Origin of the sequence: Bradyrhizobium sp. NC92 (genome assembly GCF_025200865.1) — a bacterium.
GTDB lineage: Bacteria > Pseudomonadota > Alphaproteobacteria > Rhizobiales > Xanthobacteraceae > Bradyrhizobium.
In genome coordinates this window covers 131,492-148,110 of sequence record NZ_CP104171.1, presented here as the reverse complement: position 1 = coordinate 148,110, position 16,619 = coordinate 131,492, and the positions used below count along the sequence as shown (strand labels likewise).

The 16,619-nt window shown below is 64.8% G+C and carries 15 protein-coding genes, 1 tRNA gene and 1 riboswitch; of the genes, 8 read left to right on the top strand and 8 right to left on the bottom strand.

The window, feature by feature from the left end; genetic code table 11:
* Positions 1-3: 3 nt before the first annotated feature.
* Entirely contained in the window at positions 4-681 is a 678-nt protein-coding gene (locus N2602_RS00685; RefSeq protein WP_172787851.1) for an LON peptidase substrate-binding domain-containing protein, read from the bottom strand.
* An 85-nt stretch (positions 682-766) separates the two neighbouring features.
* Positions 767-1,690 carry a thioredoxin gene (trxA, locus tag N2602_RS00680; protein WP_260381453.1) on the bottom strand — a complete coding sequence of 308 codons (924 nt, stop codon included), beginning with the start codon at positions 1,688-1,690 and terminating at the stop codon, positions 767-769.
* Positions 1,691-1,962: 272 nt separating this feature from the next.
* Between trxA and N2602_RS00675 the strand changes: the two genes are divergently transcribed.
* The 6 genes from N2602_RS00675 (at position 1,963) to N2602_RS00650 (ending at position 6,802) form a co-directional block, all read left to right on the top strand.
* Positions 1,963-2,037: transfer RNA gene (locus N2602_RS00675), tRNA-Gly, on the top strand.
* Between the two features lie 257 nt (positions 2,038-2,294).
* A complete protein-coding gene (locus tag N2602_RS00670; RefSeq protein ID WP_260381452.1) occupies positions 2,295-2,549 on the top strand; it encodes a hypothetical protein in 255 nt (84 codons plus the stop codon).
* Positions 2,546-3,289 (top strand): Fic family protein, encoded by a 744-nt coding sequence (locus tag N2602_RS00665; protein ID WP_260381451.1) that lies wholly within the window; start codon positions 2,546-2,548, stop codon positions 3,287-3,289. The genes N2602_RS00670 and N2602_RS00665 overlap by 4 nt, the downstream gene beginning before the upstream one ends.
* A gap of 81 nt (positions 3,290-3,370) precedes the next feature.
* Positions 3,371-4,357, top strand: coding sequence for an NAD(P)-dependent oxidoreductase (locus N2602_RS00660; RefSeq protein WP_260381450.1), 987 nt, complete (start codon positions 3,371-3,373; stop codon positions 4,355-4,357).
* Between the two features lie 384 nt (positions 4,358-4,741).
* Positions 4,742-6,016, top strand: coding sequence for a sorbosone dehydrogenase family protein (locus tag N2602_RS00655; protein WP_172787854.1), 1,275 nt, complete (start codon positions 4,742-4,744; stop codon positions 6,014-6,016).
* A gap of 192 nt (positions 6,017-6,208) precedes the next feature.
* Positions 6,209-6,802, top strand: a complete 594-nt coding sequence (locus tag N2602_RS00650) for a c-type cytochrome (protein WP_260381449.1) — start codon at positions 6,209-6,211, stop codon at positions 6,800-6,802.
* An 82-nt stretch (positions 6,803-6,884) separates the two neighbouring features.
* Here N2602_RS00650 and panE read toward each other — a convergent pair whose 3' ends face one another.
* The 4 genes from panE to N2602_RS00630 all read right to left on the bottom strand — a co-directional run bounded on the left by panE (position 6,885) and on the right by N2602_RS00630 (position 10,660).
* Complete coding sequence (gene panE / locus N2602_RS00645; RefSeq protein WP_260381448.1) at positions 6,885-7,808, bottom strand: 2-dehydropantoate 2-reductase; 924 nt, start codon at positions 7,806-7,808, stop codon at positions 6,885-6,887.
* Positions 7,809-7,928: 120 nt separating this feature from the next.
* Complete coding sequence (locus N2602_RS00640; protein ID WP_260381447.1) at positions 7,929-8,537, bottom strand: 2-hydroxychromene-2-carboxylate isomerase; 609 nt, start codon at positions 8,535-8,537, stop codon at positions 7,929-7,931.
* A gap of 102 nt (positions 8,538-8,639) precedes the next feature.
* Positions 8,640-9,989: an MATE family efflux transporter gene (locus N2602_RS00635; protein WP_260381446.1), complete on the bottom strand. Its 1,350-nt coding sequence runs from the start codon at positions 9,987-9,989 to the stop codon at positions 8,640-8,642.
* A gap of 89 nt (positions 9,990-10,078) precedes the next feature.
* Entirely contained in the window at positions 10,079-10,660 is a 582-nt protein-coding gene (locus N2602_RS00630) for a DUF2239 family protein (RefSeq protein WP_260381445.1), read from the bottom strand.
* Between the two features lie 164 nt (positions 10,661-10,824).
* Between N2602_RS00630 and N2602_RS00625 the strand changes: the two genes are divergently transcribed.
* Positions 10,825-11,490 (top strand): glutathione S-transferase family protein, encoded by a 666-nt coding sequence (locus tag N2602_RS00625; RefSeq protein WP_172787860.1) that lies wholly within the window; start codon positions 10,825-10,827, stop codon positions 11,488-11,490.
* 29 nt (positions 11,491-11,519) lie between these two features.
* Here N2602_RS00625 and ggt read toward each other — a convergent pair whose 3' ends face one another.
* Positions 11,520-13,271 (bottom strand): gamma-glutamyltransferase, encoded by a 1,752-nt coding sequence (ggt, locus tag N2602_RS00620; protein ID WP_260381444.1) that lies wholly within the window; start codon positions 13,269-13,271, stop codon positions 11,520-11,522.
* A 101-nt stretch (positions 13,272-13,372) separates the two neighbouring features.
* Here ggt and N2602_RS00615 point away from each other — a divergent pair, with 101 nt between their 5' ends.
* The gene (locus N2602_RS00615) at positions 13,373-14,758 is read left to right on the top strand and encodes an MFS transporter (RefSeq protein WP_172787862.1); all 1,386 of its coding nucleotides are present in this window, start codon (positions 13,373-13,375) and stop codon (positions 14,756-14,758) included.
* A gap of 157 nt (positions 14,759-14,915) precedes the next feature.
* Here N2602_RS00615 and purH read toward each other — a convergent pair whose 3' ends face one another.
* Positions 14,916-16,508, bottom strand: coding sequence for a bifunctional phosphoribosylaminoimidazolecarboxamide formyltransferase/IMP cyclohydrolase (gene purH / locus N2602_RS00610; protein ID WP_260381443.1), 1,593 nt, complete (start codon positions 16,506-16,508; stop codon positions 14,916-14,918).
* A 24-nt stretch (positions 16,509-16,532) separates the two neighbouring features.
* Positions 16,533-16,614: riboswitch (ZMP/ZTP riboswitch) on the bottom strand.
* Positions 16,615-16,619: the final 5 nt, after the last annotated feature.

The window sequence follows — 16,619 nt, the reverse complement described above, 5'->3', positions numbered from 1 at the left end:
CCTTCACTGCAGCGGCGGATCGCCGCTGGTGCGCTTCTTGGCGAGGTCCATCTCGGTGACGGCGATCAGGATCTCGGCGCGGGTCTTCAGGTCGGGCGCCTCCAGCATCGCCTGCTTCTCCGCGGGGCCATAGGGCGACATCATCGCCAGCGCATTGACCAGCGCCTCGTTGGGCGCGCTCTCGACGCCTTCCCAGTCGACCTTGAGATTGTTGGCCTTCAGGAAGTCCGCCAGCACCGCCAGCAGCGCCTCGCGGTCGACCTCCTCCTCCCCCATGCGCGCGGTGAAGTCGTCGACGAAGGCGAAGAAGTCCACCTTGCACTGCCGATAGGGGGTGAGCACCTCGAGCTCCTCGACCACCTTGAAGCGGGAAACGCCGGTGAGCTCGAGGATGTAGCGGCCGTCGCCGGATTCGGCGAGCTGGGTGATGCGGCCGACGCAGCCGACGCGGAACAGCGCCGGCTTGTCGGAATCCTTCCGTGAATGCGCGACGTCGGGCTGGATCATGCCGATCAGGCGATGCCCGTCGCGGAAGGAATCGTCGACCATCGCGAGGTAGCGCGGCTCGAAGATGTTGAGCGGCATCTGGCCGCGGGGCAGCAGCAGCGCGCCCGGCAGCGGAAAGACCGGGATGATCTCCGGGAGGTCGGCGGGCCCGCGATATTCGATGTTGATCGGCATCTGCCCGGTCCCACTGGCGTTGCTAGCGCATGATCCGGAAAAGTGTGGAGCGGTTTTCCGAACAGATCATGCTCAAAAAAGGCCGTTACGAAAACAGGATCGTCGACAAACGTTTGCGGCCTTCGACGGTTGCATCATCCGTGCCGCCCCAGGCCTCGAAGAACTGCACCAGCTGCTTGCGGGCGCCGTCGTCGTTCCATTTGCGGTCGCGCTTGACGATCTCGAGCAGCTGCTCGGTCGCCGCCGCGCGGTTGCCTTGGGCGTTGAGCGCGGTGGCAAGGTCGAAACGGGCCTGATGATCGAGCGGATTTGCGGCGACTTTCTGTTCCAGCTCGGCGACCGGTCCGAGCGATTTCGCCTGCTCGGCGAGATCGATCGCGGTCTGCACGGCCTTCACGGCCGGGTCGTTGCGCTTGGATTCCGGCACCATGGCCAGCGTCTGCTTGGCCTGCTCCATCGCGCCGGAGACGGCGTAGCACTTCGCGAGGCCCGCAAGCGCCGCGATGTTGGTCGAATCATGCTGCAGCGCCTCGGCATAGATCTGCGCGGCCGCCGCCGCGTCGCCCTCGGCGAGCACCGCGTCGGCCTCCTGCACGATCTCGGCGACGTTGACCTCGCCCGGCGCGGTGACGCCCTTGGTCAGCCGCTCGATGAAGGCGTTGACCTGGCTCTCCGGCACCGCGCCCATGAAGCCGTCGGCCGGCTGGCCGTTGACGAAGGCGATCACGGCCGGGATCGACTGGATGCCCATCTGGCCCGGGATCGCCGGATGGTGGTCGATGTTCATCTTGACCAGCTTGACCTTGCCCTTGGCCGCATTCACCGCCTTCTCCAGGACCGGGGTCAGCTGCTTGCAGGGGCCGCACCATTCCGCCCAGAAATCGATCAGCACGGGCTGGCGCTTCGATTCCTCGATGACGTCCTTCACGAAGGTCTGGGTGGTGGTGTCCTTGATCAGGTCGGCCGCAGCCGGGCCCGCCGCTCCGTTACCCTGGTCGATGATCGTCACGGGATTCCCTCGTCATGTCTGGAATGGCGGCTCTTTAGCACGCCGCCGCGTCATATGCTTGTGGTCGGCTCCTAAATTGGGCCGAATGGGCCGAATTTCAATCCAGGCCCGCCGATTCGCCGGTTCCGGGACATTTCCGCCCGATTTGGACAGCTTCGGGCTCCATATGGGGCCCTCAAATGCGAATTGATGCCGCCGGTAGCTGTTGCATTCCCCTCCCGCTTTTGGCATACGACAGCCGTTGCCGGCGCGTCACGCGACCGACACAGGATGCGGGTGTAGCTCAGTGGTAGAGCACGACCTTGCCAAGGTCGGGGTCGAGGGTTCGAGCCCCTTCGCCCGCTCCAGTCCTCCCTAGGCTGGCACTGTGAAGTGCTCTCCAATTCCGGGAGGCTGCATGAAAATTCTCAATACTCCGGATGAGGAAGCGCAAGCCGGCTGTCAGGCTAGAGCCATCGCCTAGGGCGTTTTGCTTTCCCGGCCGCCTGGGACAGGTAGCAATTTGGAGGGTCTTCGGGGGCCTACCGGTTCGCCAGGGACCTCGAAGGCGTAACTCAATGGATTTTCGGGCCTTCAATACTATATTCTAGGGGCAGGAGCATCCATGTCCGCCCAACGTTCCGCCACCAAGGTCCGGTACACTGCTGGCGTAATCCAGCGGTTAGCGGCCGCGAATAACGTAGCTGCGGTCGTCACCTCAAACGACGTCTTTGCCCATCACGTGACGCGGCTCTCCGGCGACGACGTGAACTTCGATCCGATCGAGAATTCAATTGTCGCGCTCCAGCGCGCCGGGATCTTGGATCGTGTTCAGGCGGTACGCCTGCAGGCGCGCTATCTTCGCGAAAGCCGTCCGTGACGTTTGATCCGTTCGGGGATTTTGCGACGCGCGGCTATCTGCGCAACGTCGCGAAGGCCAAAGATCCCGAAATCGTTCAGCGCCTCCTGCACAATTCTTTCCTGACCGGCATCGATGCAGCCTTGGATCATCTCAAGGCGCGGTCGTCCTTGGGCTATGTCGATGTCCTGCGAACACACAAAACGCTCTTCGAAGCGGTGTTCCCGTGGGCTGGAGAGGATCGCCAAACGAACGCGTCCCATATCTTTGTGAAGAAGGGCGCCGTCATCTTCGCCCATCCCAATGACATCAGCAAAGCGATCGGCTACGCGCTTGAAAAGGGACAAGACAAGGCGTTCATGGCGGAACGGCTCGGCGAAGTGATGGGCTATCTCGCCTATGGCCATCCCTTCCTCGACGGCAATGGCCGCACTATCATGCTGATTCATGCGGAACTTGCCCGCCGGGCAAACGTCGGCATTGATTGGGCCGCCACGGACAAAGACCAATATCTCGCCGCCCTGACGCAAGAACTCGAAGAACCCGGCAAGGGCAAACTTGACGCTTACCTCAAGCCATTCATCCGAAAGCGCTCGGAGCAGGAAGACATTGCGGACGCGATCAAGGGCGCGCCGGGGTTGGATGGCGGGAACGCCGACACCGTCGCAGGCGAGACGAGCAATCCAACGCTCAACGCTCAATACGAAGCGCAAGAAGCCAAGCGCAAGGGCGAGCAAGGTGATGCGCAGAACAGCAGGTAACCCAACCGTAGCTTCGGCATTTGTAGAGGCGTCGATCGGAACGGAGCGTGGTTCTCCGTGCTGCCTGCCGCTGTATTTGCAATGACAATTCTGGTCACCGGCAGCGCGGGTCACCTTGGGGAAGCGATTCTGCGGACGCTCCAGGCGCGCGGCTCATCCGCCCGCGGGCTCGATCTCAAGCCCTCCCCCTTCACCGACGCCGTCGGCTCGATCGTCGATCCCGCCTTCGTACGGGAGCAGATGAACGGCGTCATCGCCGTGATCCACACCGCGACGCTGCACAAGCCGCATGTGGCGACCCATTCCAAGCAGGACTTTGTCGACACCAACGTGTCAGGCACGCTCAACCTGCTCGAGGCGGCAGCGGCTGCCGGCGTGAAGAGTTTCGTCTTCACCAGCACCACCAGCGCGTTCGGCTCGCAGCTGCGGCCCGAGGCGGGACAGGCGGCGGTGTGGGTCACCGAGGAGCTGGCGTCGGTACCGAAGAACATCTACGGCACGACCAAGCTGATGGCCGAAAACGTCTGCGAGCTGTTCTTTCGCGAGCGCGCGTTGCCGGTCGTTACCTTGCGGACCTCGCGCTTTTTTCCGGAGGACGACGACGATCCGGCGATGCGATCGGCCTACGCGCTGGAGAACGCGCAGGCCAATGAGCTGCTCTATCGCCGGCTGGATATCGCGGACGCGGTGAGCGCACATTTGCTCGCCGTCGAGCGCGCGCCCGGCATCGGCTTCGCCCGCTACATCGTCTCGGCGACGAGCCCGTTCGAGCAACGTCATCTCGGATCGCTGGCGCGCGATGCCGCCGCTGTCGTGCGCGAGCTCTATCCGGAGTGTGCGCAGCTCTATGCAGCGCGCGGCTGGCGACTCTTCCCCGCGATCGACCGGGTCTATGTCAACGAGCGCGCGCGGCGGGAGCTCGGCTGGCGGCCCGAATTCGACTTCGCGCATGTGCTGCGCGGCCTGCGCGATGGTCGCGATGTCCGCAGCACGCTGGCACGCGAGGTCGGATCGAAAGGCTATCACGACACGCTGTTTGACGACGGACCCTACCCCGTCGCCTCGTAAGCGCCGCAATTGCTATTTTGCTCGACGCTTCAAATGACTGTCCGGCGTCACCGGGTGCGGATCAACTTGCGTCGTTTCTACGGTGCATGGGGTTGTTTTCGCGCTTTTGTATGTCCACCCCGGCGGAGCGCCTGACGACGATGCGCGTGCGCGCTTGATTCCGCGTTGCAGCGGGAACGCGGTCGTCGCAGCGTTCATCCCTTCATTCACATTCCGTCTCAATTTTTGATGAGCGCAGCCGCGCTGCATCCGGCGCGCTTCTCACGATGGGCAGATGTGCTAACCTTTTTGCGTCTGTCGTCCCGACGGGCTCAAAACTTCGCCTCTCGACTAGCAAAACAAAATAACGCGCAGCCCTCACGGCTGCCTTAGGGGAGTGATGCGATGATATCGATGTTCCATCGATCCGTGTTGGCGCTTGCGGCCGTGGCCCTTCTCGCGGGGACCGGTGCCGGCAACGCGCAACAACAGGACAAGAACAAGCCGCTGAAGAAATACGAATCCGGCACCAAGGAATTCTGGACCCATCCGCCGGACGATTGGTTCCTCGGCGACGAGACCGAGGCGCAGAAGGGACTCGCGCCGCCCTCGGGCCCGCCGACCGGCGCCTCCGACGCCGAGCTCGCCAACATCGTCAAGAAGATCAAGCTGCCGTCGGGCTTCAAGATCGAAGTCTACGCCTCGGGCGTGCTGGCCGCGCGGCAGATGGCCTGGGGTGACAAGGGCACGTTGTTCGTCGGCTCGTTCGGTCTCGGCAACGTCTATGCCATCAAGGACAACAACGGAAAGAAGGAGGTCAAGACCGTCCTCAAGGGCCTGAACATGCCCACCGGTCTCGCCTTCAAGGATGGCGCGCTCTATGTCATCGCGGTCGACAAGCTGATCCGCTACGACGATGCCGAAAACAAGCTCGACAATCTCGGCGAAGGCAAGGTCGTCTATGACGACATGCCGTCCTATGCCGCGCATGGCTGGAAGTACATCGCGGTCGACAAGGAAGGCTGGTTCTTCCTGCCGTTCGGACCGCCCTTCAACATCGGCATTCCGCCGACCAGCGTGTCGCAGATCCGGCGCGTCGATCCCAAGACCGGCAACGCCGAAATCTGGGCGCTCGGCGTCCGCAACTCGGTCGGCGCCGACGTCGACCCGCGCACCGGCAAGCTCTGGTTCACCGAGAATGCCCGCGACTGGATCAGCGATGATCTGCCCTCGGACAAGCTGAACATGATCAACAGGATCGGCGAGCATTTCGGCTATCCCTATTGCCATCAGGGCAATCTTCCCGACGACAAGTTCGCGATGGGCCACAAATGCTCCGAGTTCACGCCGCCCGTGCTGAATCTCGGTGCCCATGTCGCGCCGCTCGGCATGAAGTTCTACACCGGCGACCAGTTCCCCGCCGACTACAAGAACAACATCCTGATCGCCGAGCACGGCTCCTGGAATCGCCACAAGTACCAGGGCGCGCGCATCGTGCGCGTGATCGTCGGGCCCGACGGCAAGAACCCGAAGCAGGAGATCTTCGCTTCTGGCTGGCTCGAGGGCGACCAGGGCTATCTCGGCCGTCCCAACGACATCATCCTTGCCAAGGACGGATCGATCCTCGTTGCCGACGATTGGGCCGGCGCGATCTATCGCATCAGCTACAGCAAGAAGTAGCGACCTGACGGAGAGGCTGCGACCGGGTAACGGCCGCAGCCTCTTTCATTTTGAAGCCTCACGCTGTCGTTCCGGACTGCGCGCCACTTGCGCGCAAGTCCGGAACCCATAACCACGAACGCGGATTATGGATTCGGGCGCGCGCCAAGTGACGCGCCCTGGAATGACGCAGTACAGAACGGATCTCCAATCATGCGCCGTCAGCTCTCTTGGTCCGCAATCGGCGCGCTATCGCTCGCATTGATCGCCTTCATCCCAGCCGAGGCCGCCGACAATGCCGCGATCAAGGAGAAGGCCGCCGCCTGCGCCGGCTGCCACGGTGAGAACGGCATTTCGCAGACCGAGAACATCCCCTCGCTCGCCGGCCAGCCCGATCAATTCCTGCAATGGCAGCTCGTGTTCTTCCGCGCCGGCTCGCGCAAGAACGACCAGATGCAGCCGATCGTCGAGGAGATCACCAACGAGGACATCCGCAATTTCGGTGCCTACTTCGCCTCGCTGACGCCGCCGAAGGCACCCGAGGACGGGGATCCGGACCTGTCGAAAAAGGGCGCGCAGGTCGCCGCCGGCCGCCGCTGCGCCTCATGCCATACGGACAGCTATGCCGGCACCAAGGCGGTGGCGCGGCTCGCCGGCCAGCGCGAGGAATATCTCGTCAAGGCGCTGCATGACTACAAAGCCGGCCAGCGTGTCGGCGGCGGCGTCGCCGCGATGGCCGACGTCGCCTATCACATGAGCGACGAGGAGATCACCGCCGTCTCGCACTATCTCGCGCATTTGCAGTAGCGCGGAGCTGTCGCCATAAACTCAGCTGTCGTCCCGGGGCGCGCGTAGCGCGAGCCCCGGGACGACGGCGGTGTATGACGCCCTACCCCGCCCGCTGCCTCTCATACGCCTTCAGATGCGTATACGCGATGCGCAGCTTCGGCACCGGTACCTTGGCGGCGTCGGCGCGCGCGATGAGGTCGCCGATGACGTGATCGGCTTCGACAGGCAGGCCCGCCTTGATGTCGCGGAACATCGACGCCGTCAGCGGCGAGCCCTCGGTGGTGAGATTGCCTTTGACGCGCTCGAAGAACGGCCCGCCCGGCGGGTAGCCCGATGCAGCAGCGACCGAGCTGGTCTCATCCAGCATGCCGAGCAGGAAATCCCGGCCGCCGGGCGCGGCGAGGATATTGCCAACGGACGTCCGCATCAGGCTGGTGCTTGCCGCGAGCGAAGACAGGAACACCCACTTCTCCCACATGTCCTGCATGATGTTCTGGCTGGCGCTGGCGCCATTGATGCCGCTCCTGAAGGCCTCGTCGATCGCCTTCACCCGGTCCGACATCGCGCCGTCGCGCTCGCCGTAAGTGATCGACTGCATCGGCTGGAGCTGCACCACCTCGCGCTTTTCGTTCAGCGTCGCCGCGATGGCACAGAGGCCGCCGAGCACGCGCTCCTTGCCAAACATGGCATCCAGCGTGTCGAGATGCTTCATGCCGTTGAGCATCGGGATGATCGCGGTGTTGGGCCCCACCGCCGGGGCGAACGACTTGATGGCATCGTCGAGGTCGAACGCCTTGCAGCTGAGCAGCACGACGTCGAACTTGTCCTTGATCGCGTCGGCCTGAACCGTCGGCGGGTTCTTCAAGGTCACATCGCCGTTCGGGCTCTTGATGACGAGGCCGGCGCTCGCGAGCTCGCCGGCGCGGCGCGGCCGGACCAGGAAGGTGACGCCGCGGCCGGCCTGCAACAGCCTGCCACCAAAATAGCCGCCGATGGCGCCGGCGCCGACCACGAGGATACGCATGAGACAAGCTCCGTTATTGTTGTTCTTCGGACAATGGCGAATGGCGAATAGGGACTAGCGAATAGGATAGCAGATGACGAAACGCGAGTAACGTTTCCACTACTCGCCATTCGCCATTGACTACTCGCCCTTCACCATCTCCTCGACCTCGCGCAGCTGCTCCTTGCCGAAGAACATTTCATTGCCGACGAAGAAGGTCGGCGAGCCGAAGGCGCCGCGGGCGACCGCCTCCTCGGTATTCTTGATCAGTCTGCCCTTGACCTCGGGTTCCTGGCTGCGGGCAAACAACTTTTGCGCATCGAGGCCGGATGAGGCCAGCGCCCTCGCCGCGATCTCGGGATCGTCCATCTTCTTCGGCTCGCGCCACATGTGGTGGAAGGCGGCCTCGACATATTTTTCGAAGACTCCCTCGAGCTGCGCCGCGATCGCCGCGCGCATCAAATTCAGCGTGTTGACGGGAAAGTGCGGATTCCAGACATAGGGCTGGACATGGAAGCGCTTGATGAAGCGCTCGGTCTCGATCTGCTGGAACTCGCGCTTGTTCTTGATGCCGGCGAGCGTCTCGGCCGGCGACTTGTTGTTGGTCGACTTGAAGATGCCGCCGAGCAGGATCGGCACATATTCGAACTTGACGCCGATCCGCCGTTCGATGGCCGGTATCGCCAGATGGCTGAGATAGGCGTTGGGGCTACCGAAATCGAACAGGAATTGCGGGGCGGTGCGGGTCAAGATCATTCTCCCTGGCCTGGCTTTTTGAGTTGGCTTTTCCTCATTGTGGCGCAGGGCGCGCCACAGGTCCATCGTTTAATGACGGTCATAATACTTTGACGGTCAGATCAGGCGCGGGATCGCCCGCTTGCGCCACACCAGGTGGTAATAGCCCATCTGCAGAATCAACATGACGCAGAACACGATGGGATAGGCAGCCCACACGCCGGTCAGGCCGACGGCATGGCTGAGGATGATTGCGGCCGGCAGCTCGATTGCGGCAATCGCGAAGATCGACAGCAGCATCGGCGTCAACGCGACGCCGGCGCCGCGCATCGCGCCCGAGAACACGGTGGCGAGCCCGAACGGCACCGAGCTCCACAAGGCGATGTTGAGCAATCCCTTCGCCAGGTCCAGCACGGCGCCGTCGGTGATGAAGATTCCGAGCACTGCGCGCGGCGCGAGGTAGATCAGTGCCACCAGCCCGCCGGTCAGGACGATGTTGAACGCAAGGCCCATCCGCACGATGCCGTCGACCCGGGCCCGGTCGCCGCCGCCGACGGCCTGGGCGCCGAGGATCGAGACCGCGATCGAGATCGACATCGCCGTGAACTGCGCATAGCCCATCACCTGGTTGACGGCGCCATAGGCCGCGGTGGCATTCGAGCCGAAGCCGTTGACGAGGCCGAGCAGCACAAGCTCGGCGATCGCCATCACCACCATGCCGATCGCGCTCGGCAGGCCGATGCCGAGAATTTTGCCGAACACGGCGCCGCTCAGCCGCAGGTGACGCAGCAGCGTCGCGTCCGGCGCGAGCGCGTGCTTTTTCCGCAGCAGATAGACGGCGAGTACGATCAGCGTCAGCGCGTTGGCGGTCGTAGCCGCCCAGGCAGGACTGGTGATGCCGACCGGCGGCAATCCGGACGTGCCGTGGATCAGCATCGGCGTCAGGATCAGGCCGATCGCCGTCGACAAGGCCAGCGCCAGCAGCGGCGTCAGTCCGTCGCCGACGCCGCGGATCATCGCCGTCATCAGCAGGAAGACGAAGCCGAGCGGCATGGTCAACAGCATGATGCGCGCATAGGCGCTGGCCTCATCGAGAATGTCCGCGGGCGTCGCGAGCATCACCATCAAGTGCCGGCTGAAGAGCCCGCCGACGAGTGCAATCGCAATCGAGAGCAGCAGGCCGGCGGCGAGCGTGGTGCCGACGATGATCTTGATCTGGCCATGCTCGCCGGCGCCGAAGGCCTGGCCGATCAGCACGGTGGCGCCGGTGCTCAGGCCCATGACGAAGGCGAACAGGAAGAACATCACCGGGAAGAACGCCGAGACGGCGGCGAGCGCGTCGACGCCGATCATCTGGCCGAGATAGACGTTGCTGACGGTGCCGAACAGCGATTGCAGGGCGTTGCCCAGCATCAGGGGGACGAGGAAGCGGAGGAATGTGGTCCAGAGCGGTTTTGCGGCAGACATGGCATTGGCCTTTCATCAGGGCGTGCGAAGCCGTTGCCGCGCAATGCGCGGCTCGGCCGTCGATGGGGTTGTGAAAAGCGATGCGCGGTTTAAGCGCGGTCGCTGTAGGCGAGCTTGACGATGTGGTCGCGGATATCGGCCGGCCACTCGGCGATCAGCCCGGTGAAGCGCCGCCGGTCATCTGCGAACAGCGCGCGCGAAGCTTCCTCGAACTGCGGCAGGTCGCCGGCCATTGTCGACATGAAGTGGTAGGCCGCATCGCGCGCCTGACGCTCGCGGTCCTTGTCGCCGCTGGCGCGCCTCGCCTCGTCGACGAGCTTGCGTAGAGCGACCGAAGCACCGCCGGCCTGCGCGTTGAGCCACTCCCAGTGCCGCGGCAGCAAGGTCACCTCGCGCGCGACCACGCCGAGCTTCGGCCGGCCGCGTCCGCGCGGCTCTGCGGGCGCTTCCGTCGCCTCAGCCGACGGCGGGGCAAGCTTCGCAAGCCGGGCCAGCACCTCGCGGTCGTCACCGCGCAGGTCGAAATCGATCGACCGGCCCGTGCCGTCGTCGAAGATGATGATCGGCTGGTCCAGCGGCTGCGTGGCCCGTTTGACGGCAAGCGCGACATCGCCCACCGTGCCGGAGGCCAGCCGGCGCTGGCCGGCGAAAGCTGTGTAGGTCCCTTGCATTGGAATCATTGCCATATTGACCGAGCTGCCGGTTTAATACCCGGGTAAATTATCCGCGTCAATATACCCGGGTGAAAATATCCGCAGCGACGGCTCGACATTGCGTTGCCGGGCTGGCACGAACGACCCGGCCGACCGACCACGCCTAGCCCGGGGACCTCACGATGCTGACCGTTCACCACCTCAACAACTCCCGCTCGCAGCGCGTGCTGTGGCTGCTCGAGGAGCTGGGCGTGCCTTACGAGATCGTGCGCTATCAGCGCCAGCCGGACATGCGTGCGCCGAAGGAGCTGCGCGCCATCCACCCGCTCGGCAAATCGCCCGTCATCACCGACAACGGCAACACCATCGCCGAGTCGGGCGCGATCATCGAATATCTCATCGCGACCTATGGCAACGGACGGCTGATCCCCCCGGCGAACACGCCCGAGCGGTTGCGCTACACCTATTGGCTGCACTATGCGGAAGGATCCGCGATGCAGCCGCTGCTCTTGAAGCTGCTGTTCACGCTGATGCCGAAGCGCGCGCCGGCGCTGCTGCGCCCGCTGGTGCGCAAGGTCTGCAACCAGGCGCTGACCGCGCTGGTCAATCCGCAGATCAAGCAGCACATGGACTATTGGGAAGGCGAGCTTGCGAAGAGCGAGTGGTTCGCCGGCAGCGAGTTCACCGCGGCCGACATCCAGATGAGCTTTCCGCTCGAAGCCGCCCAAGCCCGCGGCGGGCTCGAGCAGGGCCATCCCAAGGCGATGGCGTTCCTGGAGCGCATCCACGCCCGGCCTGCGTACAACCGCGCGCTTGAGAAGGGCGGGCCGTATCAGGTCGGGCGGTAAAGTCCCTCACCCCGTCATTCCGGAAGCAGTTACTGCCCCGCCGCCTCCGCGCCGCGTGTGCGCGGATCGGCTGCGCCGAGTGGCCCGTTCGGCGTCACCAGAATCGAGTTGGCCGATGTCTGCCCCATCGGCTCGACGACGAGGTGCCCCATCGCCTTCAGCTCGAGCAGCACGCCCTCGGGAAAGCCGCGCTCGAGGCGCACCTCGTCCGGCAGCCATTGATGGTGCAGCCGCGGCGTTGCCACGGCGGCCGCAACATCCATCTTGTAGTCGAGCACGTTCACGATCACCTGGAGCACGGTCGAGATGATGCGGCTGCCGCCGGGCGAGCCCGTCACCAGCACCGGCTTGCCGTCCCTCAGCACGATGGTCGGCGACATCGACGACAGCGGCCGCTTACCGGGTCCGGGCAGATTCGCTTCGAAGCCGACGAGGCCATAGGCGTTGGAGGCGCCGACTGCCGCGGTGAAATCGTCAAGCTCGTTGTTGAGCAGCACGCCGGTGCCGTCGGCGACGAGGCCGACGCCGTAGCTGAAGTTCAGCGTGTAAGTGTTGCTGACGGCGTTGCCGCGGGCATCGACGACGGAAAAATGCGTGGTGTTGCTGCCCTCACGCGGCGTGGCAGAAGCGGCCACGAGCTCCTTCGAGGGCGTAGCGCGTTCGGGGGAAATGCCCGCGCGCAGCTTGGCGGCGTAGTCCTTCGCAATGAGGGTCTCGATCGGCGCATTGACGAAGGCGGGATCGCCGAGATAGCGGGCGCGGTCGGCATAGGCGCGCTTCATGGCTTCGATCAAGAGATGCAGCGACGCCGCCGACCCCTGCTTCAAATCGGCCAGAGGAAAGCCTTCGAGGATGTTGAGCGTCTCCATCAGCACGACGCCGCCGGACGAAGGCAGCGGCATCGAGACGATGTCATAGCCGCGGTAGCTGCCGCGCACCGGCGTGCGGACGACCGGCTCGTAGGCCTTGAGGTCGGCCGGCGTCATGATGCCGCCGGCATCGGTCACGGCCTTGGCGAGTTTATCGGCGACCGGCCCCTCGTAGAATCCGCGCGGCCCCTGCGCGGCGACGGCTGCCAGCGTTTCGGCGAGATCGCCCTGCACCAGCCGATCGCCTTCGCCCAGCGGCGTGCCATCCGGACGTGAGAAGATCTTGGCCGAGGAAGGCCAGCGCGCCAGCCGCCGGTGCCAGCTCGGCAAAGTATCGGCCATGTCGTCGCTGACGATGAAGCCGTCGCGTGCGAGCGCGATCGCGGGCGCCAGCAGTTGCGCCAGCGTGAACTGACCCGAGCCGTATTTGTCGAGCGCGAGGGCGAGGCCCGCGACGGTGCCGGGCACGCCGATGCCGAGCGCGGAATCCCGTGACTTCGTCGTGTCAGGCTTGCCGTCGGCGCCGAGGAATATCTGCGGCGTGGTCGCGGCCGGCGCGGTCTCGCGATAGTCGATCGTGATGTCTTCATTGCGGTCGGCGGAATGGATCACCATGAAGCCGCCGCCGCCGATATTGCCGGCACGCGGATAGGTCACCGCCATCGCAAAGCCGGTCGCGACTGCGGCGTCGATGGCATTGCCGCCGCGCCGCAGGATGTCGGCGCCGATCTGCGCGGAGATCTTCTCCTGCGCCACCACCATGCCGTGCTCGGCGGCGACGGCCCGCACCGCATCGCGTGCCGGCGGGACATAGCCCGTCCGCGCATCCTGAGCGGCCGCCGGCGTGAGAGCGAACGCCAGACTGGCGACGATCGCGAAAAAGGTTCGCCGTGTTGTATATGACGACATCATCGAAATTACCGTCGCACGCTCGACCCGGTTCACAGCTGTCTCGGTAATGCTATACGGTTTGCGCCGAGAGAGACAAAACTGTTTGTGATGAGGACTGCGTGATGACGACGATCGCCCCGGATGTGCGTATGGCTGGCGCGCCGCGGTCCTACCCGCCGCGCGCTGCCGTCGTCAGCTGGATCTTCTTCGACTGGGCTGCGCAGCCCTATTTCACGCTGATCACGACCTTCGTGTTCGCGCCCTATTTCGCGACCAGCGTGGCACCAAATCCCGCCACCGGACAGTCGCTGTGGGGCTTTGCGATGGCTGCGGCGGGCCTTGCGATCGCGCTGCTGTCGCCGGTGCTGGGAGCGATCGCCGACGCCGCCGGCCGCAGGAAACCGTGGATCGCGGGGTTCGGTGCGGTTCTGGTGCTGGCGTCCTGCACGCTGTGGATCGGCAAGCCCGGCGATGCCGCCGTCATTCCCCCGCTGCTCACTGCGGTGGCGCTCGCCAGCATCGGTGCAGAATTCGCCACCGTCTTCAACAATGCGATGATGCCGACCCTGGTGCCACCGGAACGGATCGGCCGGCTCTCCGGCACCGGCTGGGCCACGGGCTACATCGGCGGCATCGTCAGCCTGATCATCGTGCTCGGCTTCCTCGCTGCCAATCCCGAGACCGGCCGCACGCTGCTCGGCTTCACGCCGTTGTTCGGGCTCGATCCCGTCACGCATCAGGGCGACCGTGCCGCCGGCCCGCTGACCGCGCTGTGGTTCATCATCTTCGTGACGCCGATGTTCCTGTTCACGCCGGATTACCCGGCGAAGCGGCCGTTGCGCGAGGCGCTACGCGAGGGTCTGTCGGAGCTGAAGCAGTCGATCGAGAGTCTGCCGAGGCAGAAATCGCTCGCGGCATTCCTGCTCGCCAACATGATCTACACCGATGGTCTGGTGTCGCTGTTCGCCTTCGGCGGCATCTATGCCGCCGGCACCTTCGGCTGGCACACGATCCAGATCGGGACGTTCGGCATCATGCTCGCGATTGCCGGTGCGCTCGGCGCCTGGCTCGGCGGCAAGCTGGATGATCGTCTCGGGCCGAAGCGCGTCATCGCCGGCAGCCTGCTGGTCCTGCTGCTGTCGGTGGCCGCGATCCTCCTGGTCGACAAGGACAGTGTGCTGTTCGTCAAGACCGCGCTGCCGCAGGCCGGCGCTCCCCTGTTCTCGAGTGCGGCCGAGCGCGCTTATCTCGTGCTGGGCTGCCTGATCGGCGCAGCCGGCGGCCCGCTCCAGGCCGCCTCCCGCACGCTGCTGATCCACCTCGCACCAAAAGACCGCATCGCGCAGTATTTCGGCCTGTTCGCGCTGACCGGGAAAGTGACGTCCTTCATCGGCCCGCTCCTGATCGGCATGGTCACCGCGCTGACCGCCAGCCAGAAGGCCGGCATGGCCGTGCTGGTCGTGTTCTTCGTCGCGGGTCTCGGGCTGTTGATGCGGGTGCGGAAGTAGCCACATTACGCGATCTCACCCCCTGTCATTGCGAGGAGCGAAGCGACGAAGCAATCCAGACTTCCTCTGCGGAAAGATTCTGGATTGCTTCGCTGCGCTCGCAATGACGAGGTCGACAGGATCGTCGTAGCTCTTGCAGCCCGCTACGCAGATCGTGTCAATGCCTGAAGTGCCGCGTGCCCGTGAACACCATGGCGATGCCGTGCTCGTCGGCGGCCTTGATCACCTCGTCGTCGCGCATGGAGCCGCCAGGCTGCACCACGGCGGTGGCGCCGGCTTCGATGCAGGCGAGCATCCCGTCGGCGAACGGGAAGAACGCATCCGAGGCCACCACCGAACCCTTGGTGAGCGGCTCGGCGAGCTTCAGCTCGCTAGCAGCATCCTGCGCCTTGCGCGCCGCGATCCGCGCGGAATCCACCCGGCTCATCTGGCCCGCGCCGATACCGACGGTGGCGAGATCCTTGGCATAGATGATGGTGTTGGACTTGACGTGCTTTGCGACCCGGAACGCGAACTTCAGGTCGCGCATCTCTGCGTCGGTCGGCGCGCGCTTGGTCACCACCTTGAACGTCATGTCGTCGACGACCGCGTTGTCACGGCTCTGCACCAGTAGACCGCCGGCCACCGTCTTGGCGGTCAGGCCCGGCGCACGCGGATTGGGCAGACTGCCGGCGAGCAGCAGGCGCAGGTTCTTCTTGCCGCCGATGATGGCGATCGCTTCTTCGCTGGCGTCGGGTGCGATGATGACCTCGGTGAAGATCTTGGTGATCTCGCGCGCGGTGTCGGCATCGAGCGGACGGTTCATCGCGATGATGCCGCCGAACGCGGACGTCGAATCGCAGGCCAGCGCGCGGCGATAGGCCTCGACGAGGTTCGGTCCTTCGGCGACGCCACAGGGATTGGCGTGCTTGACGATGACGCAGGCCGCGGTGCGCTTGGCGTCGAACTCGCCGATGCATTCATAGGCCGCATCGGTGTCGTTGATGTTGTTGTAGGAGAGCTCCTTGCCCTGGAGCTGCCGCGCGGTGGAGACGCCGGGGCGCTTGTCCGGGGTCGCATAGAATGCGGCACTCTGGTGCGGATTCTCGCCGTAGCGCAGCGACTGGATCAGCCGGCCGCCGAAAGCGCGGAAGTCGGGCGCGTCGATCTCGAGCTGACGGTTGAACCAGTTGGAGATTGCGGCGTCATAGGCCGCGGTGCGCGCATAGGCCTTTGCGGCCAGCCGACGGCGCAAGCCCAGCGTGGTCGCACCCTTGTTGGCGGCGAGCTCGTCGAGCACGGCCTGATAGTCCTGCGCCTCGACCACGACGGCGACGTCGTCATGGTTCTTCGCAGCGGCGCGGATCATCGCGGGGCCGCCGATGTCGATGTTCTCGATGCAATCCTCGAAGCCCGCGCCTTTGTCGACGGTCGCTTCGAACGGATAGAGATTGACGACGAGCAGGTCGATCGGCGCGATGCCGTGCGCCTTCATCGCCTCCGCATGGTCCTTGTTGTCGCGGATCGCGAGCAGGCCGCCATGCACCTTCGGATGCAGCGTCTTGACGCGGCCGTCCATCATCTCGGGGAGGCCGGTCAGCTCGGAGACGTCCTTCACCTTGAGGCCGGCCGCGGCGATCGCTTTGGCGGTGCCGCCGGTCGAGACCAGCTCGACATCGTGCGCGGCAAGCGCCTTGGCGAACTCGATCAGGCCGGTCTTGTCGGAGACGGAAAGGAGAGCGCGGGTGACGCGGCGGGGATGATCAGTCATGAGCAAGATCCTCTGTTCAGGGAGTGTCTATGCCCAGGCGCGCGGCGGATACGTCCCGCGCTTCCCGATGGTGCTCCATCCAAGGTCGCCAGTCGCGCGAGCGAGCGCTCG

Excerpts from the sequence above, each read along its gene's own strand:
- N2602_RS00685 (WP_172787851.1), bottom strand. The coding sequence starts at position 681 with ATGCCGATCAACATCGAATATCGCGGGCCCGCCGACCTCCCGGAGATC.
- N2602_RS00670 (WP_260381452.1), top strand. The coding sequence starts at position 2,295 with ATGTCCGCCCAACGTTCCGCCACCAAGGTCCGGTACACTGCTGGCGTA.
- N2602_RS00660 (WP_260381450.1), top strand. The coding sequence starts at position 3,371 with ATGACAATTCTGGTCACCGGCAGCGCGGGTCACCTTGGGGAAGCGATT.
- N2602_RS00655 (WP_172787854.1), top strand. The coding sequence starts at position 4,742 with ATGATATCGATGTTCCATCGATCCGTGTTGGCGCTTGCGGCCGTGGCC.
- N2602_RS00650 (WP_260381449.1), top strand. The coding sequence starts at position 6,209 with ATGCGCCGTCAGCTCTCTTGGTCCGCAATCGGCGCGCTATCGCTCGCA.
- panE (WP_260381448.1), bottom strand. The coding sequence starts at position 7,808 with ATGCGTATCCTCGTGGTCGGCGCCGGCGCCATCGGCGGCTATTTTGGT.
- N2602_RS00635 (WP_260381446.1), bottom strand. The coding sequence starts at position 9,989 with ATGTCTGCCGCAAAACCGCTCTGGACCACATTCCTCCGCTTCCTCGTC.
- N2602_RS00630 (WP_260381445.1), bottom strand. The coding sequence starts at position 10,660 with ATGCAAGGGACCTACACAGCTTTCGCCGGCCAGCGCCGGCTGGCCTCC.
- N2602_RS00625 (WP_172787860.1), top strand. The coding sequence starts at position 10,825 with ATGCTGACCGTTCACCACCTCAACAACTCCCGCTCGCAGCGCGTGCTG.
- ggt (WP_260381444.1), bottom strand. The coding sequence starts at position 13,271 with ATGATGTCGTCATATACAACACGGCGAACCTTTTTCGCGATCGTCGCC.
- N2602_RS00615 (WP_172787862.1), top strand. The coding sequence starts at position 13,373 with ATGACGACGATCGCCCCGGATGTGCGTATGGCTGGCGCGCCGCGGTCC.
- purH (WP_260381443.1), bottom strand. The coding sequence starts at position 16,508 with ATGACTGATCATCCCCGCCGCGTCACCCGCGCTCTCCTTTCCGTCTCC.